Source organism: Klebsiella ornithinolytica, assembly GCF_030505655.1.
Taxonomy (GTDB): Bacteria; Pseudomonadota; Gammaproteobacteria; order Enterobacterales; family Enterobacteriaceae; genus Klebsiella; species Klebsiella ornithinolytica.
This window is the reverse complement of sequence record NZ_CP130153.1, coordinates 5,075,850-5,097,783: the sequence shown is the minus strand read 5'-3', so window position 1 is coordinate 5,097,783 and position 21,934 is coordinate 5,075,850. Positions and strand designations below refer to the sequence as shown.

The 21,934-nt window shown below is 56.4% G+C and carries 18 protein-coding genes, 3 tRNA genes and 1 pseudogene; 19 read left to right on the top strand and 3 right to left on the bottom strand.

Features of this window, described 5'->3' with window-relative positions:
- Positions 1–6 precede the first annotated feature (6 nt).
- Entirely contained in the window at positions 7–1,068 is a 1,062-nt protein-coding gene (gene rsgA / locus Q1L34_RS24130) for a small ribosomal subunit biogenesis GTPase RsgA (RefSeq protein ID WP_004857004.1), read from the bottom strand.
- Between the two features lie 160 nt (positions 1,069–1,228).
- Between rsgA and orn the strand changes: the two genes are divergently transcribed.
- Positions 1,229–1,774, top strand: coding sequence for an oligoribonuclease (orn, locus tag Q1L34_RS24125; protein WP_004857009.1), 546 nt, complete (start codon positions 1,229–1,231; stop codon positions 1,772–1,774).
- Positions 1,775–1,812: 38 nt separating this feature from the next.
- On the opposite strand, the gene Q1L34_RS24120 is transcribed toward orn, so the two are convergent.
- The gene (locus Q1L34_RS24120) at positions 1,813–2,547 is read right to left on the bottom strand and encodes an arginine ABC transporter substrate-binding protein (RefSeq protein WP_004857012.1); all 735 of its coding nucleotides are present in this window, start codon (positions 2,545–2,547) and stop codon (positions 1,813–1,815) included.
- A 286-nt stretch (positions 2,548–2,833) separates the two neighbouring features.
- Here Q1L34_RS24120 and Q1L34_RS24115 point away from each other — a divergent pair.
- The 3 genes from Q1L34_RS24115 (at position 2,834) to Q1L34_RS24105 (ending at position 3,108) form a co-directional block, all read left to right on the top strand.
- Positions 2,834–2,909 (top strand) — tRNA-Gly (locus Q1L34_RS24115).
- Positions 2,910–2,932: 23 nt separating this feature from the next.
- A tRNA-Gly gene (locus Q1L34_RS24110) sits at positions 2,933–3,008 on the top strand.
- A gap of 24 nt (positions 3,009–3,032) precedes the next feature.
- Positions 3,033–3,108: transfer RNA gene (locus Q1L34_RS24105), tRNA-Gly, on the top strand.
- Between the two features lie 271 nt (positions 3,109–3,379).
- On the opposite strand, the gene queG is transcribed toward Q1L34_RS24105, so the two are convergent.
- Positions 3,380–4,519: a tRNA epoxyqueuosine(34) reductase QueG gene (gene queG / locus Q1L34_RS24100; RefSeq protein ID WP_048022993.1), complete on the bottom strand. Its 1,140-nt coding sequence runs from the start codon at positions 4,517–4,519 to the stop codon at positions 3,380–3,382.
- 13 nt (positions 4,520–4,532) lie between these two features.
- On the opposite strand from queG, the gene nnr reads away from it, so the two are divergent.
- The 15 genes and pseudogenes from nnr (at position 4,533) to cuyB (ending at position 21,928) form a co-directional block, all read left to right on the top strand.
- On the top strand, positions 4,533–6,068 hold the full coding sequence (gene nnr, locus Q1L34_RS24095) for a bifunctional ADP-dependent NAD(P)H-hydrate dehydratase/NAD(P)H-hydrate epimerase (protein WP_160873630.1): 1,536 nt from the start codon (positions 4,533–4,535) through the stop codon (positions 6,066–6,068).
- Positions 6,037–6,495 (top strand): tRNA (adenosine(37)-N6)-threonylcarbamoyltransferase complex ATPase subunit type 1 TsaE, encoded by a 459-nt coding sequence (gene tsaE, locus Q1L34_RS24090; RefSeq protein ID WP_004857020.1) that lies wholly within the window; start codon positions 6,037–6,039, stop codon positions 6,493–6,495. Before nnr ends, tsaE begins: the two co-directional genes overlap by 32 nt.
- Before the next feature lie 11 nt (positions 6,496–6,506).
- Complete coding sequence (amiB, locus tag Q1L34_RS24085) at positions 6,507–7,841, top strand: N-acetylmuramoyl-L-alanine amidase AmiB (protein WP_306124654.1); 1,335 nt, start codon at positions 6,507–6,509, stop codon at positions 7,839–7,841.
- 10 nt (positions 7,842–7,851) lie between these two features.
- Positions 7,852–9,717, top strand: coding sequence for a DNA mismatch repair endonuclease MutL (gene mutL, locus Q1L34_RS24080; RefSeq protein ID WP_015585327.1), 1,866 nt, complete (start codon positions 7,852–7,854; stop codon positions 9,715–9,717).
- The gene (miaA, locus tag Q1L34_RS24075) at positions 9,710–10,660 is read left to right on the top strand and encodes a tRNA (adenosine(37)-N6)-dimethylallyltransferase MiaA (RefSeq protein ID WP_004857032.1); all 951 of its coding nucleotides are present in this window, start codon (positions 9,710–9,712) and stop codon (positions 10,658–10,660) included. The genes mutL and miaA overlap by 8 nt, the downstream gene beginning before the upstream one ends.
- A gap of 92 nt (positions 10,661–10,752) precedes the next feature.
- Entirely contained in the window at positions 10,753–11,061 is a 309-nt protein-coding gene (gene hfq / locus Q1L34_RS24070) for an RNA chaperone Hfq (RefSeq protein ID WP_004857035.1), read from the top strand.
- Between the two features lie 254 nt (positions 11,062–11,315).
- Positions 11,316–12,596: a ribosome rescue GTPase HflX gene (hflX, locus tag Q1L34_RS24065; protein ID WP_004857038.1), complete on the top strand. Its 1,281-nt coding sequence runs from the start codon at positions 11,316–11,318 to the stop codon at positions 12,594–12,596.
- Between the two features lie 65 nt (positions 12,597–12,661).
- A complete protein-coding gene (hflK, locus tag Q1L34_RS24060) occupies positions 12,662–13,918 on the top strand; it encodes an FtsH protease activity modulator HflK (protein WP_004857040.1) in 1,257 nt (418 codons plus the stop codon).
- Between the two features lie 2 nt (positions 13,919–13,920).
- Entirely contained in the window at positions 13,921–14,925 is a 1,005-nt protein-coding gene (gene hflC, locus Q1L34_RS24055; RefSeq protein WP_004857043.1) for a protease modulator HflC, read from the top strand.
- Between the two features lie 218 nt (positions 14,926–15,143).
- Positions 15,144–15,341, top strand: a complete 198-nt coding sequence (locus Q1L34_RS24050) for a DUF2065 domain-containing protein (RefSeq protein ID WP_004857046.1) — start codon at positions 15,144–15,146, stop codon at positions 15,339–15,341.
- A gap of 102 nt (positions 15,342–15,443) precedes the next feature.
- Positions 15,444–16,742 (top strand): adenylosuccinate synthase, encoded by a 1,299-nt coding sequence (locus Q1L34_RS24045; RefSeq protein WP_004857049.1) that lies wholly within the window; start codon positions 15,444–15,446, stop codon positions 16,740–16,742.
- Positions 16,743–16,969: 227 nt separating this feature from the next.
- A complete protein-coding gene (nsrR, locus tag Q1L34_RS24040) occupies positions 16,970–17,395 on the top strand; it encodes a nitric oxide-sensing transcriptional repressor NsrR (RefSeq protein WP_004857051.1) in 426 nt (141 codons plus the stop codon).
- A gap of 38 nt (positions 17,396–17,433) precedes the next feature.
- On the top strand, positions 17,434–19,890 hold the full coding sequence (rnr, locus tag Q1L34_RS24035) for a ribonuclease R (RefSeq protein ID WP_004857054.1): 2,457 nt from the start codon (positions 17,434–17,436) through the stop codon (positions 19,888–19,890).
- Positions 19,891–20,211: 321 nt separating this feature from the next.
- Positions 20,212–21,228: a D-cysteate sulfo-lyase gene (gene cuyA, locus Q1L34_RS24030; RefSeq protein ID WP_004857057.1), complete on the top strand. Its 1,017-nt coding sequence runs from the start codon at positions 20,212–20,214 to the stop codon at positions 21,226–21,228.
- A pseudogene (gene cuyB, locus Q1L34_RS24025) lies at positions 21,221–21,928 on the top strand (cysteate racemase). Before cuyA ends, cuyB begins: the two are co-directional and overlap by 8 nt.
- Positions 21,929–21,934 lie beyond the last annotated feature (6 nt).

Below are 21,934 nucleotides of genomic sequence, written 5' to 3'. Positions count from 1 at the left end.
TAAATGTCAGTCATCGGATGATGAAAAGCTTTTACGCGTTTTTACCTGTACCTGAGTCATGCTTTCCAGAATGCGGTGATAGTTTGCAAAACGGCTCTCGGCGATGTGGCCATTTTCTACCGCTTCACGAATGGCGCAGCCCGGATCGGTATCGTGCTTGCAGTCGCGATATTTACAACGGCCTAAATAATCATGGAATTCGACAAAGCCGTGGGTAATTTGTTCCGCCTCCAGGTGCCACAGACCGAATTCGCGAACGCCGGGGGAGTCAATGACATCGCCGCCGTGCGGGAAGTGATAGAGGCGCGCGGCGGTGGTGGTGTGCTGGCCAAGTCCCGAGTTGTCAGACACGTCATTGGTCAGGATCTGATCCTCATGCAGACCCAGCAGCGCATTCAGCAGGCTGGATTTCCCTACCCCGGACTGCCCGGCAAAGATACTGATACGGTCAGTGAGCGCTTCCTCAAGCGGCTTGAGGCCATCCTGAGTACGGCTGGACACCATCAGCACGCGATAGCCGATGCCGCGGTAGATATCCATCTGCTCGTTCACGAAGGCCATGCCGTCGGCATCCAGCAGATCGGTCTTATTGAGCACAATCAGCGGTTCAACGTCCAGCGTCTCGCAGGCGACCAGATAGCGGTCGATAATGTTCAGAGACAGTTCGGGCAGGATCGCGGAAACAATGACGATTTGATCGATATTGGCGGCGATGGGTTTGACGCCATCGTAAAAGTCTGGACGGGTCAGGACGGAGGTGCGGTCATGTACCGCTTCGACAATCCCTTTCACATTGACGCCGTCGGCGGCATCTTTACCTGGTCTCCAGACGACGCGATCGCCGGTAACCAGCGAACGGATTGTGCGGCGAATGTTGCAGCGGTGAACGCTACCGTCGGCGGATTCGACATCGGCATGCATGCCAAAGCGGCTGATGACGATCCCTTCAGAGGTTTCACCAAACAGGTTGTCATCGTAATCGGCCTTCTCCGAAGTCGTTTTCAGGCGGCGCTGGTGGTTGGCCTTCACGCGGCGCTGTTGGCCTTTGGAGAGTTTATTTTTACTCAATCGGACTGGCTCCTGGTCGCCCTAAGTGGGCAAAACCTCTATGATACACGCTATCTAAGATGAATATCGACCCGTCATCTTGCAAGATGCTGGTACGTTGCTTTGCCTGCATCCTGAAGCTTTACGGGCCAGAATTGTAAAATTATGGGTGGAAAATAGCATGAGTGCAGATGAAAACAACCTGATTTGGATCGATCTCGAAATGACCGGGCTGGATCCTGAGCGCGATCGCATTATTGAAATCGCCACTCTGGTGACCGATGCGCACCTGAATATTCTGGCGGAAGGGCCGACGATTGCGGTTCACCAGTCCGATGCGCAGCTGGCGCTGATGGATGAGTGGAACGTGCGCACCCATACCGGGAGCGGGCTGGTCGAACGCGTTAAGGCCAGCACCCTGGGCGATCGCGAAGCGGAACTGGCCACCCTCGAATTTCTTAAACAGTGGGTGCCGGCGGGCAAATCACCGATCTGCGGCAACAGCATTGGTCAGGATCGCCGTTTCCTGTTCAAATATATGCCTGAGCTGGAAGCTTATTTCCACTACCGCTACCTCGACGTCAGCACGCTGAAAGAGCTGGCGCGCCGCTGGAAGCCGGAAATCCTTGATGGTTTTAAAAAGCAGGGTACCCATCAGGCGATGGATGATATTCGCGAGTCGGTAGCGGAACTGGCTTACTATCGCGAGAACTTTATCAAGCTGTAATGCCGGCGCCGGGGTCAGCTGGCCCCGGCGTTGCTATCTTATTTAAACCACTTCTGTTCCATCGCCTGGAAGTCAGGCGACGCCTTAACCACCTCCAGCGCGGCATTCATGGCATTGAGCAGCTCCGGATCGTCTTTACGTAGCGCAATGGCATATTGCTTGCCGTAATATTTCGGGTCGGTCGCTCGCTCATCCATCATGGCGTAGTCAGGATTCTCCTGCAGCCACGGGTCGAGGGTTGTCTGGTCGCCCATCACGGCATTCACGTTCCCCTCTTTCAGCGCGGCCAGAGCGCTGGCGTCATTGTCATACTCGATGACGTTGACCCCTTTTTGTTTATCGTGCAAATAACGCTGGTGGACGGTGCCTTTAACGACGCCGAGCTTCTTGCCCTTCAGATCGGCGAAGCGGTGGGCGGCCCCTTTTGTCGTCACCACCACGCCGGAGAGCGTTTGACGATAGGGCTGGGTAAAGGCAACCTGCTTTTCGCGCATGGGAATGACTTCAATACCGGCAATGATGGCATCGAATTTTTTAAAGCGCAGCGCGGGAATCAGCGTATTGAAGTCCTGCGGGGTAAATTTGCATTCGGCCTGCATCTGTTTGCACAGCGCTTTGGCCAGATCGATATCAAACCCCGAGGGCTGGTTTTTCGCATTCACGGTTTCAAAGGGCGGATTGGCCGTCGTGGTGCCGAAATGCAGCGTCGTCGCAGATGCTGTCCCTGCAGCAAGCAGCGTGGTCAGCAGCAGGACGGAAAGCGCTCTTGTCATCTGAATTTCCCTGTTTGTCATGGTTGTTGACCGTTAGCGGGTATCGCGACCCGGAAATCTGAGCGATTTTGCGCCTTTAGCACGGTTGGAAAAAGTTATTTTGCCTTGTCCGATGCTTATTTGTACAATTTGGCGGTGTGTCTGGCGATAAAATGTCCATTCAGACAAAAAACACAAAAAAGTGTTCGCAGGGGGGTTGCAGGTAAATCGAATTCTCGTATAATGCGCCTCCCGTGACGAAGCAGAAATGCACATCACGGCGCCATAGAAATATGGCAAGAAGTACGCGGGAATAGCTCAGTTGGTAGAGCACGACCTTGCCAAGGTCGGGGTCGCGAGTTCGAGTCTCGTTTCCCGCTCCAAAATTTGAAAGCACCATACCCAAGCGGGAATAGCTCAGTTGGTAGAGCACGACCTTGCCAAGGTCGGGGTCGCGAGTTCGAGTCTCGTTTCCCGCTCCAAAATTTGAAAGTCACCATACCCAAGCGGGAATAGCTCAGTTGGTAGAGCACGACCTTGCCAAGGTCGGGGTCGCGAGTTCGAGTCTCGTTTCCCGCTCCAAAATTTCTTCTCATCTCCAGTTTATCCACAGTGCAAAATCGCACCGGGGATGCTTTCCGCCGTCGCAAGAAAAATACTGTAAACAGAGTTATCCACAGGTTAAACGCTCGCCGCCTGACGTCGAAAAACTTCACTTCTTGAATGATATCTCTCTATCTATCTGATATTTAATAAATAAATTTCATTTCAAAGTGTTAATCCGATCACTTGACGAACGTCTGCGTGTTGAAACGCAATGTATTTTTGTTTTTATTCACAGCCTGTGAATGAATCAGGCATCCCTCGGTAACCCTTTCTCAATCACCCGGACCAGACGCTGTTTCTTCGGCAACTGCACTTCAATGACGTTGGCATTACGTTTCTCAATTTGTTGCGCGACCGCCCACTCAATGTGTTCATCGAGTAGTGGGTGCTCACCTCGGCGACTTTCCAGTGCCATCAGATGCGCTTCATCCCAGGGTGCATTGCCCAATGCAACGGCAATATTCCGTAGCCAGCGCAGATGGCCAATCCGGCGAATGGCAGAACCCTCCGTCACCTTCAGAAAATGCGCTTCGCTCCAGGCAAACAGTTCTATCAGCGGCGGCGCATGCAGCGCTTTGCGAGGGCTGAAATCCGCTTCGTCCGTTAACTGCGAGAAGCGGTTCCACGGGCAAATCAGCTGGCAGTCATCGCAGCCGTAGATGCGGTTGCCGATAAGCGGGCGAAACGCCTCGGGAATGGCGCCTTCCAGCTCAATGGTCAGATAAGAGATACAGCGACGGGCATCCACGGTATAGGGTTCGACGATCGCGCCGGTGGGGCAGATAGTCATGCAGGCCACGCAACGGCCGCACTCTTCCGTCACCGGGCTGTCGATAGGGAGCGGAATATCAACGAGCAGTTCGCCGAGAAAAAAGAACGATCCGGCATCGCGGTTGAGAATAAGCGAGTGCTTGCCGGTCCAGCCAAGCCCGGCTTTTTCCGCCAAAGGGCGCTCCAGAATGGGCGCAGAATCGACAAACGGTCTAAAATTGAGCGAAGCACACTGTTCCTGAATCATCTCTCCGAGTTTTTTCAGGCGGTTACGCAATAGCTTATGATAATCACGCCCGAGGGCGTAGCGGCTGACGTAACCCAGCGAGGGATCTTTCAGGGTGCGGGCAAAAGCGGCGTTGGCGGGAAGATAGTTCATCCGCACGCTGATCACGCGTAACGTACCGGGCTGAAGCTCATGGGGACGGGCGCGCATCATTCCGTGACGCGCCATCCATTCCATCTCGCCGTGGTATTGTTTATCCAGCCATGCCTGCAGTTTAGGTTCGCTGGCGCTGAGATCGGTATCGGTAATCCCGACCTGCTGGAACCCCAGTTCAGTGCCCCACTGCTTGATTTGCTGCGCTAACTTATTGAGATCGAGGGGCTGAGACATGATGGACCATACGATGACGAAAAACCCTGTGAGTATACCACACTTCATCTGGCCTGCAGATGCGCTGCGGCGCGCGGAAAAAGCGGCGGCGGACAGTCTGGGGCTGACGCTGTTTGAGCTGATGATGCGGGCCGGGGAAGCGGCTTTTCAGCGGGCGCGAGCCGACTACCCTGCCAGCAAGCACTGGCTGATCCTCTGTGGTCATGGCAATAACGGTGGTGATGGCTACGTGGTGGCGCGCCTGGCGCAGGCCGACGGTATCGCGGTCACGCTGCTGGCCCTCGAGAGCGAGAAACCGCTGCCGGAAGAAGCCAGCGCCGCCCGTGATGCGTGGCTGAACGCCGGTGGAACCATCCACGCCGCAGATATTCCCTGGCCACAGGATATTTCTCTCATTATCGACGGGCTTCTTGGCACCGGGCTGCATAGCGCTCCGCGGGAGAACATCGCGACCTTAATCCAGCGAGCGAATGCGCATCCTGCGCCGGTTGTGGCGCTGGATATCCCCTCGGGACTCAATGCGCAAACCGGGACCACCCCCGGGGCGGTGATAGATGCGGCCTGCACGATCACCTTTATTGGCCTCAAGCCCGGGCTGCTGACGGGCAAAGCCCGGGATGTGGTTGGCCGTCTGCACTACCACGCGCTGGGACTCGAAAGCTGGTTGGCTGCGCAGACGGTGCCGCTGCGGCGATTCGATGCGTCACAGCTGGCCGACTGGCTCCCGCCAAGACGTCCGACGTCGCATAAAGGCGATCACGGGAAGCTGGTGATTATCGGTGGCGATCGCGGTACCGCTGGCGCTATCCGCATGGCCGGTGAAGCGGCGTTACGGGCGGGGGCGGGTTTGGTGCGAGTGCTCACTCACAAAGAAAACATTGCCCCTGTCGTCGCCGCCAGGCCTGAATTAATGGTCCACGAGCTGACCACGCAAAGTATTGATGACAGCCTGCAATGGGCCGATGTGGTGGCGATTGGCCCCGGCCTTGGGCAAAACGAATGGGGAGCCCAGGCCCTGCGCCAGGTGTGGGATTGCCGCAAGCCGATGGTATGGGATGCGGATGCGTTGAACCTGCTGGCAATCAATCCCGATAAACGTCACAATCGTGTGTTGACGCCGCACCCCGGTGAAGCCGCCCGTATGCTGAACTGTAACGTAGCAGAAATTGAAAGCGATCGCTTACTTTCTGCGCAACGTCTGGTAAAACGTTACGGAGGCGTGGTGGTGCTGAAAGGCGCGGGCACGGTGGTGGCCAGCGAAGCAGGCGAGATGGCTATTATCGATGCCGGCAACGCCGGGATGGCCAGCGGCGGAATGGGCGATGTACTGACCGGTATTATCGCCGCACTGTCAGGACAACGGCTGACGCCGTATGATGCTGCCTGCGCCGGCTGCGTGGCGCATGGCGAAGCCGCTGACCGACTGGCTGCCCGCTATGGCAGCCGCGGGATGCTGGCGACCGATCTCTTTTCCACGCTCAGGCGTGTTGTTAACCCGGATGTGATTGACCTGAACCATGATGAACCGAGTGATTCCTTTAGCCGATGAGCAGGCAACTTTAGACCTTGGTGACCGTATTGCGCAGGCCTGTACTGGCGCGACGGTTATCTATCTGTATGGCGATTTAGGGGCGGGGAAAACGACCTTCAGCCGCGGCTTTTTACACGCGCTCGGCCATCGCGGGAATGTCAAAAGCCCGACCTATACGCTGGTGGAGCCCTACACGCTCGACAATCTGATGGTGTACCACTTTGACCTGTATCGTCTGGCGGACCCTGAAGAACTCGAATTTATGGGGATCCGTGATTATTTTGCTAACGATGCCATCTGCCTGGTGGAGTGGCCCCAACAAGGTGCGGGTGTATTGCCTGAGCCGGATGTCGAAATCCATCTTGCCTATCAGGCACAAGGGCGTGAGGCGCGCGTAACGGCGGTCTCTGCATTGGGTGAGTCTATATTGACGCGTTTAGCCTGAAGGATAACGGGATGATCTATCGCATAACCAGTTGGCTGGCCGCGACGCTGATGCTGTTTAGCATTCAGGCCACTGCGGCAAGTTTATCCGATATCCAGGTCGCAAATGGAGATCAGCAGGCCCGTATTACGATTAGCTTTATCGGCGATCCAGAATATTCGTTCAGTCCACAGGGCAAGCGTACCGTGGCGCTGGATATTAAGCAGAGCGGTGTGCTTCAGGGGCTACCGCTGCAGTTTAGCGGCAACAACCTGGTGAAAAGCATTCGGGCGGGAACGCCGCAGGATACTCAGACTCTGCGCCTGCTGGTGGACCTGACGGAAGATGGTAAAACCCGCGCGGTGAAGCAGCAGAATGGCTCAAACTACACCGTGGTTTTCACGATTAATGCCGATGCGCCGCCTCCGCCACCTCCGTCGCCGCCGGTGGTAGCTAAACGGGTCGAAGCCCCGCTGCAGCCTGTACGCCCGGCCGAGCCCGCACGGAATCCGTTCAAATCGTCGGGCAGCGAGCGACAAACGGCGATGACCAGCAGCCAGAGCGTGACGCGCCCGGTGAGCCGTGCGGTGGCGTCGGATGATAAGGTGATTATCGCTATTGATGCCGGTCACGGTGGGCAGGACCCCGGTGCGATTGGACCGAACGGCACCAAAGAGAAGAATGTCACGATTGCTATTGCCCGCAAACTGCGCGCGCTGTTAAATGCCGATCCACTCTTTAAGCCGGTATTGACTCGCGATGGGGATTACTTTATTTCGGTGATGGGGCGTTCGGACGTGGCGCGTAAGCAGAACGCTAACTTCCTGGTATCCATTCATGCCGATGCGGCACCGAATCGCGATGCTACCGGCGCGTCGGTATGGGTGCTATCCAACCGTCGCGCGAACAGCGAGATGGCCGGCTGGCTCGAGCAGCATGAGAAGCAGTCTGAACTGCTTGGCGGGGCGGGCGATGTGCTGGCGAACAGCCAGTCCGATCCCTACCTCAGCCAGGCGGTACTGGATTTACAGTTCGGCCATTCCCAGCGCGTTGGCTATGATGTGGCAACCAACGTATTAAGCCAGCTGCAGCGGGTAGGCGATCTGCATAAACGCCGTCCTGAGCATGCCAGCCTTGGCGTATTGCGCTCGCCGGATATCCCGTCGATCCTGGTGGAAACCGGTTTTATCAGTAACACCGGGGAAGAGCGCCTGTTGGGCAGCGACAATTATCAGCAGCAGATTGCCGAAGCCATTTATAACGGCCTGCGTAACTACTTTATGCAACATCCGCTTCAGTCGGCACCGCGCGGAGAGACAGCCCAAACCGCCAGCGCCACTTCGCCTGGCAGGACGTTGATCAATTAAGGAGTCAGTCATGCCGATTCAGGTTCTACCGCCGCAGCTCGCCAACCAGATTGCCGCAGGTGAGGTGGTGGAACGTCCGGCGTCGGTGGTGAAGGAGCTGGTCGAAAACAGTCTCGACGCTGGCGCGACGCGCATTGATATTGATATTGAGCGCGGTGGCGCAAAGCTTATCCGCATTCGCGATAACGGCTGCGGGATCAAAAAGGACGAGCTGGCGCTGGCGCTGGCCCGTCATGCCACCAGTAAAATTGCCACGCTCGATGACCTGGAAGCGATTATCAGCCTCGGTTTTCGCGGCGAGGCGCTGGCCAGCATCAGCTCGGTTGCCCGACTGACGCTGACTTCCCGCACAGCGGAGCAGCAGGAGGCCTGGCAGGCCTACGCCGAGGGGCGCGATCAGGAGGTGACCGTCAAACCGGCGGCGCATCCGGTTGGTACCACGCTGGAAGTGCTGGATCTGTTTTACAATACCCCGGCGCGCCGCAAGTTTATGCGCACCGAAAAGACCGAGTTTGGTCACATCGATGAAATTGTCAGACGCATTGCGCTGGCGCGTTTTGACGTCACCATTAACCTCAGCCATAACGGCAAAGCGGTGCGCCAGTATCGTGCGGTGCCTGAGGGCGGCCAGCGCGAACGACGGCTGGGCGCGATCTGCGGCATGCCGTTTCTCGAACATGCCCTGGCGATCGAGTGGCAGCATGGCGATCTGACTCTGCGCGGCTGGGTGGCCGATCCTTTACATACCAACCCGACGCTGGCGGAAATTCAGTATTGCTACGTCAATGGCCGCATGATGCGCGATCGTTTAATCAATCATGCGATTCGTCAGGCCTGCGAAGATAAGCTGGGGGCCGACCAGCAGCCGGCATTTGTGCTTTACCTGGAGATCGATCCGCACCAGGTGGATGTTAACGTCCACCCGGCGAAGCATGAAGTCCGTTTCCACCAGTCGCGTCTGGTGCATGATTTTATCTATCAGGGCGTATTGAGCGTGCTCCAGCAGCAGCTTAACGCCCCGCTGGCAGAAGAACACGAAGCTGAGCCGGTGCGCCCGACGGTCCCGGAAAACCGGGTGGCGGCGGGCGGCAACCACTTTGCCCAGCCGGCGGCGGCTCGTGAGCCCGCCGCACCACGCTATAGCAGCGAGGCGCCGCGCCCGTCGCCGGGAGCCGCGGCTGCGGGCGCAGCCAGCTGGCCGCATGCGCAGCCCGGCTATCAGAAACAGCAGGGGGCGCTCTATCGCCAGCTGCTGGAAACACCGGCGGTGGAACGCAAAAGCAGCGCGCCGGCGCCTGCAGCGGACGGCCTCTCCGGGCACAGCCAAAGCTTTGGCCGCGTACTGACTATCGTGGCTGGTGATTGCGCCCTGCTGGAGCGAGACGGCAAGCTGGCGCTGCTGTCGTTGCCGGTTGCTGAACGCTGGCTGCGGCAGGCGCAGCTGACGCCGGAGGTTGAGCCGGTGTGCGCTCAGCCGCTGCTGATCCCGCTGCGGCTGAAAGCGTCCGCCGCGGAGAAAGCGGCGCTGGATAAAGCGCAGTCGGCGCTGGCGTTACTGGGTATCGATCTGCAGTCTGACGCGCAACATTTGACGGTTCGCGCCGTGCCTTTACCCTTAAGACAACAAAATTTACAAATCTTGATTCCTGAACTGATAGGCTACCTGGCGCAGCAAAAGGCATTCGACGTCGGCAACATCGCGCAGTGGATTGCGCGTAATCTGGCGAGCGAACATGCGCAGTGGAATATGGCGCAGGCGATTACCGTGCTGGCCGACGTTGAACGTTTGTGCCCGCAGCTGGTAAAAGCGCCGCCGGGTGGTCTGTTACAACCTGTTGATTTACATTCGGCGATGACTGCCCTGAAAGATGAGTGATACCACCACGGCGAGCCTGCCTAAGGCAATATTTTTAATGGGCCCGACGGCCTCCGGTAAAACCGCCTTAGCGATTGCTTTGCGTAAAATTTTACCGGTAGAGTTGATTAGTGTTGATTCCGCCCTTATCTATCGAGGAATGGACATTGGCACTGCCAAGCCAGATGCCGCGGAGCTGAGCGCTGCGCCGCATCGGCTGCTGGATATTCGCGATCCGGCAGAGGCTTATTCCGCGGCGGATTTTCGCCGCGATGCGCTGGCTGAAATGGCGGAGATCGTCGCAGCCGGGCGTATTCCGCTACTGGTTGGCGGAACAATGTTGTATTTCAAAGCGTTGCTGGAAGGATTGTCGCCGTTACCGTCGGCGGATCCACAGGTCAGGGCTAAAATTGAGCAGCAGGCAGCAGAGCAGGGGTGGCACGCGTTGCACCGGCAGCTACAGGAGATCGATCCCGTTGCCGCCGCGCGTATTCATCCAAATGATCCGCAAAGACTTTCCCGGGCACTGGAAGTTTTTTTCATTTCGGGTAAAACTTTAACGGAACTGACGCAAACGTCAGGAGACGCTCTGCCGTACCAGGTGCATCAGTTCGCCATCGCCCCGGCGAGCCGTGAACTGCTCCATCAACGCATAGAGCAGCGTTTTCATCAGATGTTAGCTTCGGGTTTTGAAGCAGAAGTACGGGCGCTTTTTGCCCGCGGAGATTTGCATACGGATATGCCTTCCATTCGTTGTGTCGGATACCGCCAGATGTGGTCATATCTTGATGGCGAGATCCCGTATGATGAAATGGTTTATCGAGGTGTTTGCGCCACGAGACAGTTAGCGAAACGTCAGATGACCTGGTTACGTGGCTGGGAAGATATTCACTGGTTAGATAGTGAACATCCTGAACAGGCGCTCAACAAAGTATTACAGGTAGTTGGTGCGAGCCAGGACTGAACGTGTACAATTAAACGGTATCGTGCGTAATTTTTTTTAAGAATCGTAAGGTTCTGAGTACAAAACAAGCATACATATAAGGAAAAGAGAGAATGGCTAAGGGGCAATCTTTACAAGATCCGTTCCTGAACGCTTTGCGTCGGGAACGCGTTCCGGTTTCTATTTATTTGGTGAATGGTATTAAGCTGCAAGGGCAAATTGAGTCTTTCGATCAGTTCGTGATCCTGTTGAAAAACACGGTCAGCCAGATGGTCTACAAGCACGCAATTTCTACTGTTGTCCCGTCTCGCCCGGTGTCTCACCACAGCAATAATGCTGGCGGCGGTACAAGCAACTATCACCACGGTGGTAGCGCGCAGGGTTCATCTGCGCCGCAGCAAGACAGCGAAGACACCGAATAAGGTTGATGCTGTTTTTCCATGCCGGGGAGCCAGGTTTATTCGATGCGTTTCAGGTTGCAGAAAGGCGGCGCGTAGTGACTCCCCAGCCATTTGCGTAAGTAGATGACTGGGGTGAATAACAAATTTGCCAGGGGCAGATTTGAACGACGCGTGTGGCGGCCCGGCCAGAGTCGGGCAAGAAAGCCAACGTCCATGCGGCCTGAAAGACAACGGGTAACTGTGTTCCCCGCTGGTATTTTATAAGGGGTTTACGCTTGTTTGACCGTTATGATGCCGGTGAGCAGGCGGTGCTGGTACACATCTATTTTTCGCAAGACAAAGATATGGAAGACCTTCAGGAGTTTGAATCCCTGGTCTCCTCTGCCGGTGTCGAAGCAATGCAGGTGATTACCGGTAGCCGTAAAGCACCGCACCCAAAATATTTTGTTGGTGAAGGTAAGGCTGTCGAAATTGCGGAAGCCGTAAAAGCGACCGGCGCGTCAGTCGTGCTGTTCGATCATGCCCTGAGCCCGGCTCAGGAACGAAATCTGGAACGCTTATGCGAATGCCGGGTTATCGATCGCACAGGTCTTATCTTAGATATTTTTGCCCAGCGCGCGCGTACCCATGAAGGGAAACTGCAGGTTGAGCTGGCACAGCTGCGCCATATGGCCACGCGCCTGGTTCGCGGCTGGACCCACCTTGAAAGACAGAAAGGCGGGATTGGTTTGCGCGGCCCGGGTGAAACCCAGCTCGAAACTGACCGTCGACTCCTGCGCAATCGGATAATGCAGATCCTGTCGCGACTGGAGAAAGTGTCAAAACAGCGTGAGCAAGGACGGCGGTCACGAGCCAAAGCCGATATTCCAACCGTCTCGCTGGTGGGGTACACCAACGCCGGAAAATCAACGCTGTTTAACCAGATAACGGAAGCCGAGGTCTACGCTGCGAACCAGCTGTTCGCGACGCTGGATCCGACGCTGCGCCGCATTGATGTTACCGATGTCGGCGAGACCGTGCTTGCGGATACCGTGGGCTTTATTCGCCATCTGCCGCACGACCTGGTCGCGGCGTTTAAAGCCACTTTGCAGGAGACGCGTCAGGCGACGCTGCTGCTGCACGTGATTGATGCAGCCGATGTTCGGGTGCAGGAAAACATTGATGCAGTCAATACGGTCCTCGCGGAAATTGAGGCCGATGAGATCCCGATGCTGCTGGTGATGAACAAAATCGACATGCTGGATGATTTTGAACCGCGTATCGATAGAGATGAAGAGAATAAACCGATTCGGGTCTGGCTCTCCGCCCAGACCGGGGTTGGCGTACCACTGCTTTTTCAGGCTTTGACGGAACGGCTTTCCGGTGAAGTAGCGCAGCACACGTTGCGTCTACCGCCACAGGAAGGGCGACTGAGAAGTCGGTTCTATCAGCTTCAGGCGATAGAAAAAGAGTGGCTGGAGGATGACGGCAGCGTGGGTCTGCAGGTGCGCATGCCGATCGTTGACTGGCGTCGCCTCTGTAAACAAGAGCCAGCGCTGGTTGATTACGTGATTTGACCTTGCAGCTTGCCTGAAGATATTAACCCCTGTGGGGATATCAAAAACAAATATGGAGCATATACATGGCGTGGAATCAGCCCGGTAATAACGGACAGGACCGCGACCCGTGGGGGAGCAGCAATAACCAAGGCGGCAACTCCGGGGGAAATGGCAATAAAGGTGGTCGCGAGCAGGGGCCGCCCGATCTGGATGATATCTTCCGCAAGTTAAGTAAAAAACTTGGCGGTCTCGGTGGCGGCAAAGGGGGCCAGGGGAGCGGTAGCAGCTCTCAGGGACCACGCGGCCCGATGGGCGGACGCATTGTCGGCATCGTGGCGGCTGCCGCGGTTATTATCTGGGCTGCCAGCGGTTTCTATACCATCAAGGAAGCTGAACGTGGTGTGGTCACTCGCTTTGGTAAATTCAGCCATCTGGTTGAGCCTGGTCTTAACTGGAAGCCAACCTTTATCGATAACGTTCAGGCCGTTAACGTTGAGTCGGTACGTGAACTGGCGGCTTCTGGCGTCATGCTGACGTCCGATGAAAACGTCGTGCGCGTTGAGATGAACGTCCAGTATCGTGTGACCGATCCTGAGCGCTACCTGTTTAGCGTGGCCAGCGCGGACGATAGCCTGCGTCAGGCCACTGACAGCGCCCTGCGCGGCGTGATCGGCAAGTACACGATGGACCGCATTTTGACCGAAGGTCGTACCGTTATTCGTAGCGATACCCAGCGTGAGCTGGAAGAGACGATTCGTCCGTACAACATGGGGATCACCCTGCTGGACGTCAACTTCCAGACGGCGCGTCCGCCGGAAGAAGTGAAGGCGGCATTTGATGATGCAATTGCGGCGCGTGAGAACGAGCAGCAATACATCCGTGAAGCCGAAGCTTATACCAACGAAGTTCAGCCGCGAGCCAATGGTCAGGCGCAGCGTATCCTTGAAGAGGCGCGTGCGTACAAAACTCAGACCGTTCTTGAAGCGCAGGGTGAAGTTGCGCGCTTTGCGAAGATTCTGCCTGAGTATAAAGCTGCACCGGAAATCACCCGTGAACGTCTGTATATCGAAAGCATGGAAAAAGTGCTGAGCCATACCCGTAAAGTGCTGGTGAACGATAAGGGTGGCAATCTGATGGTTCTGCCTCTGGACCAGATGCTGAAAGGCGCCGGAGCCCCGGCGGCAAAGAGCGGTAGCAGTGGCGCGAGCGATCTGCTGCGTCTGCCGCCTGCATCCAGCTCAAGCAGTGCCAGCACCACGCCGACCACCACGGACGGCAACATTATGGACCAACGCCGCGCTAACGCGCAGCGTAACGACTACCAGCGTCAGGGGGAATAACGATGCGTAAATCTGTTATTGCGATAATTGTCATCGTGCTGGTAGTGCTTTACATGTCGATCTTTGTCGTCAAAGAAGGCGAGCGTGGGATTACGCTGCGCTTTGGTAAAGTTCTCCGCGATAGTGAAAACAAACCGCTGGTCTATTCTCCGGGTCTGCACTTCAAGCTCCCGTTTATTGAATCAGTGAAAACGCTGGATGCGCGCATTCAGACCATGGACAACCAGGCCGATCGCTTTGTCACCAAAGAGAAGAAAGACCTGATCGTTGACTCCTACATCAAATGGCGTATCAGCGACTTCAGCCGCTACTACCTGGCAACCGGCGGCGGCGACGTCTCCCAGGCCGAAGTACTGCTGAAGCGTAAGTTCTCTGACCGTCTGCGTTCTGAAATTGGTCGCCTGGACGTGAAGGATATCGTGACCGATTCCCGCGGTCGTCTGACGCTGGAAGTGCGTGATGCGTTGAACTCCGGTTCAGCGGGCACAGAAGACGAAGTCAGTACGCCGGCGGCCGACGATGCTATCGCTAAAGCGGCGGAGCGCGTATCGGCAGAAACCAACGGTAAGGTGCCGGTTATTAACCCGAACAGTATGGCGGCGCTGGGTATTGAAGTTGTCGACGTACGCATCAAGCAGATCAACCTGCCGGCTGAAGTGTCCGAAGCGATTTACAACCGTATGCGCGCCGAACGTGAAGCGGTTGCCCGTCGCCATCGTTCACAGGGCCAGGAAGAGGCTGAGAAGCTGCGCGCAACGGCGGACTATGAAGTCACCAAAACGCTGGCTGAAGCGGAACGTCAGGGCCGTATCATGCGTGGTGAAGGTGATGCGGATGCCGCGAAGCTGTTTGCCGATGCGTTTAGCCAGGATCCGGGCTTCTATGCCTTTATCCGTAGTCTGCGCGCCTATGAGAATAGCTTCCAGAGCAATCAGGACGTGATGGTTCTCAGCCCGGACAGCGATTTCTTCCGCTATATGAAATCGCCGGATTCGGTTCGCAAGTAAGTTATATTGTGAGTAAAAAGGCGCCTTGAGAAAGGCGCCTTTTTTATAGGTGCGGGTTTATAAATAACTTGTAACACAATAAGTTATGGGCTTTTTTGTACGATACCAGTTCATAATGAACGTGAAATACCGGACAATGCCGCAAAAGGTCTGTTTCCGCATTGCTCTCCCGTCGATGCCTCTTGTGGGTGGGGACGCTTTCTTTCTAAGGGTCAATAATGAACGCAACAATCTGGCTGGCACTGGCGCTGGTTTTAGTACTCGAAGGGCTCGGGCCGCTGCTTTATCCGCGCGCCTGGCGTCGGATGGTCGCGACAATGAGCCAGCTGCCGGATAATTTATTACGCCGTTTTGGCGGTGGTCTTGTGGTTGCCGGGTTTGTCATCTACTACATGTTGACGAAATCGATGACTTGATCAAAAAGTGGTCAGACTTGCCTGGAATTGCCTGCAAAAAGTGCTGTAACTCTGAAAAAGCGATGGTAGAATCCATTTTTAAGCAAACGGTGATTTTGAAAAATGGGTAACAACGTCGTCGTACTGGGCACCCAATGGGGTGACGAAGGTAAAGGGAAGATCGTCGATCTCCTGACTGAACGGGCTAAATATGTTGTGCGCTACCAGGGTGGTCACAACGCAGGCCATACTCTCGTAATCAACGGTGAAAAAACCGTCCTCCATCTTATTCCATCAGGTATTCTTCGCGAGAATGTCACCAGCATCATCGGTAACGGTGTTGTGCTGTCTCCGGCTGCGCTGATGAAAGAGATGAAAGGTCTGGAAGACCGTGGTATCCCTGTTCGTGAGCGTCTGCTGCTGTCCGAAGCCTGTCCGCTTATCCTCGATTATCATGTCGCGCTGGACGTTGCGCGTGAAAAAGCACGTGGTGCGAAAGCTATCGGTACCACCGGTCGCGGCATCGGCCCTGCTTACGAAGATAAAGTCGCACGCCGCGGTCTGCGCGTTGGTGACCTGTTTGATAAAGCAACCTTCGCTGTCAAACTGAAAGAAGTGATGGAATATCACAACTTCCAGCTGGTGAACTTCTATAAAGCAGAAGCGGTTGACTATCAGAAAGTGCTGGATGATGTCATGGCGATTGCCGACATTCTGACGGCGATGGTTGTTGATGTTTCCGATCTGCTGGACCAGGCGCGTAAGCGCGGCGACTTCGTGATGTTCGAAGGCGCGCAGGGGACGCTGCTGGATATCGACCACGGTACCTATCCGTACGTGACCTCGTCGAACACCACCGCGGGTGGCGTGGCGACCGGTTCCGGTTTGGGGCCGCGTTACGTGGATTACGTTCTGGGAATCATCAAAGCCTACTCGACTCGCGTCGGTGCAGGTCCGTTCCCGACTGAACTGTTTGATGATATCGGCGAGTTCCTGTGCAAGCAGGGTAACGAGTTCGGCGCCACTACCGGCCGTCGTCGTCGTACCGGCTGGCTGGATATCGTTGCGATCCGTCGCGCGGTGCAGATCAACTCCCTGTCTGGCTTCTGCCTGACTAAGCTGGATGTTCTGGACGGCCTGAAAGAAGTGAAACTCTGCGTTGCCTACCGTCTGCCGGACGGCCGCGAAGTGACGACCACTCCGCTGGCTGCTGACAACTGGGAAGGCATTGAGCCGATTTATGAAACCATGCCGGGCTGGTCTGAAACCACCTTCGGCGTGAAAACGCGCAGCGGTCTGCCGCAGGCAGCGCTGAACTATATCGCGCGCATTGAAGAGCTGACCGGCGTGCCGGTTGATATCATCTCTACCGGTCCCGACCGTTCTGAGACGATGATTCTGCGCGATCCGTTTGACGCATAATCATCTCCTGGGGCGCCGCTAAGGCGCCCCTTGTTTTTGCTGTTCACCCGCCCCATTTCAAATAAATTAGCGGCCTGAGCGCTGGCTGGTTTATCATCAATACAGTATCAATACGGTCTTACCCGAGGATTAATACACACAAGCTTTCAGGATGCGTCCGATCGCACAACGCAGCAGTGACCTGAATGATGAGTGTATGCCGCTTTCCCCCTTACCCTGAGGTTGATGTGCAGTTAACGAGTTTCACTGATTACGGATTACGGGCGCTGATTTATATGGCCTCGTTGCCGGATGGAAGAATGACGAGTATCTCCGAAGTGACGGAGGTTTACGGCGTTTCCCGTAATCATATGGTAAAAATAATCAATCAGTTAAGTCGTGCTGGCTATGTCATGGCCGTGCGGGGTAAGAACGGGGGGATTCGCCTGGGTAAGCCGGCGAAAACCATTCGGGTTGGCGATGTCGTCCGCGATCTGGAACCGCTGTCGCTGGTCAACTGCAGCAGCGAATTTTGCCATATTACACCCGCCTGTCGCCTGAAAAAGGCGCTGGCTGAAGCGGCGCAAAGTTTTCTCAAGGAACTAGATAACTACACGCTGGCTGATTTGGTTGAAGAAAATCAACCGCTTTATAAATTATTACTGGTGGAGTGACATAAACTCTCATCAGAGATGACAACGGAGGAACCGACATGTCACAAGATCCTTTCCAGGAACGCGAAGCTGAAAAGTATGCGAATCCAATCCCAAGCCGGGAATTTATCCTCGATCATTTAGCAAAACGTGAAAAACCGGCCAGTCGCGACGAGCTGGCGACAGAACTGAATATCGAAGGAGAAGAACAACTCGAGGGGCTGCGACGCCGCCTGCGCGCCATGGAGCGTGACGGGCAGCTGGTCTTTACCCGCCGCCAGTGCTACGCATTGCCGGAGCGTCTCGACCTGCTCAAAGGCACCGTTATCGGCCACCGCGACGGCTATGGCTTCCTGCGGGTCGAAGGGCGTAAAGATGACCTTTATCTCTCTTCCGAGCAGATGAAAATGTGCATCCATGGCGATCAGATCCTCGCGCAGCCGCTGGGCGCGGACCGTAAAGGCCGCCGCGAAGCGCGCGTCGTGCGCATTCTGGTGCCTAAAACCAGCCAGATTGTCGGCCGCTATTTCACCGATGCCGGCGTGGGCTTTGTCGTACCGGACGACAGCCGTCTGAGCTTTGACATCCTGATCCCACCGGAAGAGGTGATGGGCGCGCGAATGGGCTTCGTAGTGGTCGTGGAGCTGACCCAACGCCCGACCCGACGTACTAAAGCGATCGGTAAAATCGTCGAAGTGCTGGGTGACAATATGGGCACCGGCATGGCGGTTGACATGGCGCTGCGCACCCATGAAATCCCTTACACCTGGCCGCCGGCGGTAGAGAAACAGGTTTCGGTGCTGAAAGAGCAGGTGCCGGAAGAGGCGAAAGCGGGCCGCGTGGATTTGCGCGACCTGCCGCTGGTGACTATCGATGGTGAAGATGCCCGCGACTTTGATGACGCCGTTTACTGCGAGAAAAAACGCGGCGGCGGCTGGCGTCTGTGGGTGGCGATTGCCGACGTCAGCTACTATGTCCGTCCTGGTACGCCGCTGGACGCTGAAGCACGCAGCCGCGGTACTTCGGTCTACTTCCCGTCTCAGGTCGTACCGATGCTGCCGGAAGTCCTCTCCAACGGCTTATGTTCCCTGAACCCGCAGGTCGATCGCCTGTGCATGGTCTGCGAGATGACCATTTCGTCCAAGGGACGTCTGACCGGCTACAAGTTCTATGAAGCGGTGATGAGCTCACACGCGCGTCTGACCTACACCAAAGTGTGGCATATGCTGCAGGGTGACCAGGAGCTGCGTGAGCACTATGCGCCGCTGGTGAAGCATATTGAAGAGCTGCATGCGCTTTATAAAGTGCTGGATAGCGCCCGTGAAGAACGCGGCGGGATCTCCTTTGAGAGCGAAGAAGCGAAGTTTATCTTTAACGCTGAACGTCGTATTGAGCGCATTGAGCAGACGCAGCGTAACGATGCGCACAAACTGATCGAAGAATGCATGATTCTGGCGAACATCTCCGCCGCACGCTTCGTTGAGAAGGCGCTGGAGCCGGCGCTGTTCCGGATCCACGATAAGCCGAGCACCGAAGCGATTACCGCATTCCGTTCCGTACTGGCGGAGCTGGGGCTGGAGCTGCCTGGCGGCAATAAACCAGAGCCGCGTGATTACGCTGAGCTGCTGATCTCGATTGCCGATCGTCCGGATCATGAAATGCTGCAAACGATGCTGCTGCGTTCGATGAAGCAGGCGATATACGACCCGGAAAACCGCGGCCACTTTGGTCTGGCGCTGCAATCTTACGCGCACTTCACTTCGCCGATTCGTCGTTACCCGGACCTGTCGCTGCACCGTGCGATTAAGTACCTGCTGGCGAAAGAGCAGGGCCATAAAGGCAACAGTACCGAAACCGGCGGCTGGCACTACAGCATGGATGAAATGCTGCAGCTGGGGGCACACTGTTCGATGACCGAACGTCGTGCCGACGAAGCTACCCGCGAAGTCTCCGACTGGCTGAAGTGTGACTTTATGCTGGATCAGGTGGGTAACGTCTTTAAAGGTGTGATTGCCAGCGTGACCGGCTTTGGTTTCTTCGTGCGTCTCGATGAACTGTTTATCGATGGTCTGGTGCACGTCTCCTCGCTGGATAACGACTACTATCGTTTCGACCAGGTCGGGCAACGTCTGATCGGTGAGTCGGGCGGCCAGACTTATCGTCTGGGCGATCGCGTGGAAGTCCGCGTGGAAGCGGTCAACATGGACGAACGTAAAATCGACTTCTCGCTGATCTCCAGCGAGCGTGGACCGCGTAACGTCGGCAAGACCGCCCGGGAGAAGACGAAGAAGGCTAACGGCGCCAGCAATAATGCCGGCAAACCGTCCGGCCGTCGCCGTCAGGCCGGCAAACAGGTGAACTTCGAGCCAGACAGCGCGTTCCGTGGTGATAAGGGCAAACCGAAACCAGCGAAAGCGAAGAAAGAGAAGGGCGCGAAAAAACCGTCGGCCAAGACGCAAAAAATAGCGGCGGCGACGAAGGCGAAGCGCGCGGCGAAGAAAAAAGTCGCTGAGTAAGCGCCTCCGGCCCCTCAATCATTTGGGGTGCCGGGAAGCTCCGGCCACATCGATAACAATGTGGCCGGGGAAATGCCTGGCGCCAGCGTCCTGACAGCCCGAAGTATGACGGGTATATAACCCCTTCCAGCCGGAGGGGGTTATTCTTTTTTGCCGTAAGTCATTCCACAACAGAATAGATATTGTTCCTTTCCCCGCCTGTTTCCTGCTTAGTCTGTTTTCAGCAATCGTTATTTATTCTTTTTGATTAGCCATATTTTCTCACTGTGTATAGTGGATTTTACTTTCGCATCACCCCCTTTTTATGTGCAAGGAATCTATATGCATCTGGCCCGTTTTCCCCGTGTGTCACTTGGTCATTTCCCGACTCCGCTTGAGCCGCTGGATAATTTGTCGAAATTATTAGGCGGGCCAAAAATATGGATAAAGCGCGATGATGCGACCGGCCTGGCGAGCGGGGGAAATAAAACCCGCAAGCTGGAATTTTTACTGGCGGATGCGCTGGCGAAAAACGCGGACGTGGTGATTACCCAGGGAGCCACGCAGTCTAACCATGTCCGTCAGACCATTGCCGGCGCGGCGCGTCTTGGCCTGCAGGCTAAAGCGCTGCTGGAACAGCGGGTGACGGATTTTGGCGAGGATTATCAACGCTCCGGCAATGTGTTGCTGGATGAGCTGCTGGGTGGGGAGATCGTTGCTCATCTGCCGGGCGGCAGCGATATGCAGCAGGCGATGGAGGAGTATGCCGCCACGCTGCGTGAACAAGGACACACACCGTATATCATCCCCGGCGGCGGCTCTAACCCTATCGGCGCGCTGGGGTATGTCGCCTGCGCCGAAGAGCTGTTGTATCAGTCATCTCAGCTACGCCTGCGCATCGATCACGTGGTTCACGCCACGGGCAGCACCGGTACTCAGGCAGGGCTGGTGGCGGGCTTTACGGCGACCAACAGCCACGTTCCGGTGCTGGGCATCAGCGTGCGTGCGCCGAAGGCGAAGCAGGAAGAGAACGTCTGGCATCTGGCGGTGAGAACGCTCAACCTGCTGGGCGTGGCGGGCGAGCTACCGCGCAGCGCCGTGGTAGCTAATAGCGATTATGTCGGCGAGGGCTACGGTCTGCCCACCGCGGGAACGCTGGAAGCGCTGACGCTGCTGGCACGCCACGAGGGCATTCTGCTGGATCCGGTCTACTCCGCGAAAGGGATGGCCGGGCTTATCGATCTGATTCGTCAGGGCCACTTTCGTCAGGATGAGAACGTGGTCTTTATCCATACCGGCGGCTCTGCCGGACTGTTCGGCTACCGCCAGCTGTTAGAGGCGCAGACCCGCCATGACTAAACCGTTTCTGCTTGGTGTGCTGGGAGGGATGGGGCCGCTCGCCACCCTGGACTTTCAGCGGCGCCTGCTGGACGCCACGCCGGCGCAGAACGATCGGCAGCAGATCCCTTCGGTGGTGTGGAACGTCCCGCAGATCGCGGACCGACAAAAGGCGCTGGCGGGAAGCGGGCCATCGCCGTTGCCGCAGCTTATCCATGGTATTGAAAAACTCAATCAGGCCGGGGCCAGCCATATCGCCATCCCTTGTAATACGGCGCATCACTGGTATGACGCCCTCAGTCAGGTGAGCGATGCCCCGATTCTGCACATCGTTGATGCGGCAATAGCCGCGCTGGCGCAGCAGGCGGATAAACCCCAGCGTGTGGGGATTATCGCCACGCAAGGCACGCTGGAGGCGGGCTGGTATCAGCGCCAGCTGGCGGCGCAGGGGGTGGAGGTGGTTGAACCGACGGAGCAGGAGCTGGCCCGTTGGTTTGTCCCCGGCTGTTACGCGGTCAAACGCGGTGCGCTGGAAGAGGGGGGCGAGCTGCTGGTGCGCTAGGCCAACGCGCTGTTCACACGCGGCGCGCAAAAGCTGATTCTGGCCTGCACCGAGGTTCCCGTCGCGCTTGCGGCGGTGAAGGCGCCGTTTAATGACCTGACGTTCGATCCGGCCCAGGCGCTGGCCGAGCGATGTTCGCAATTATGGCAAGCCCGTTAAAATCTC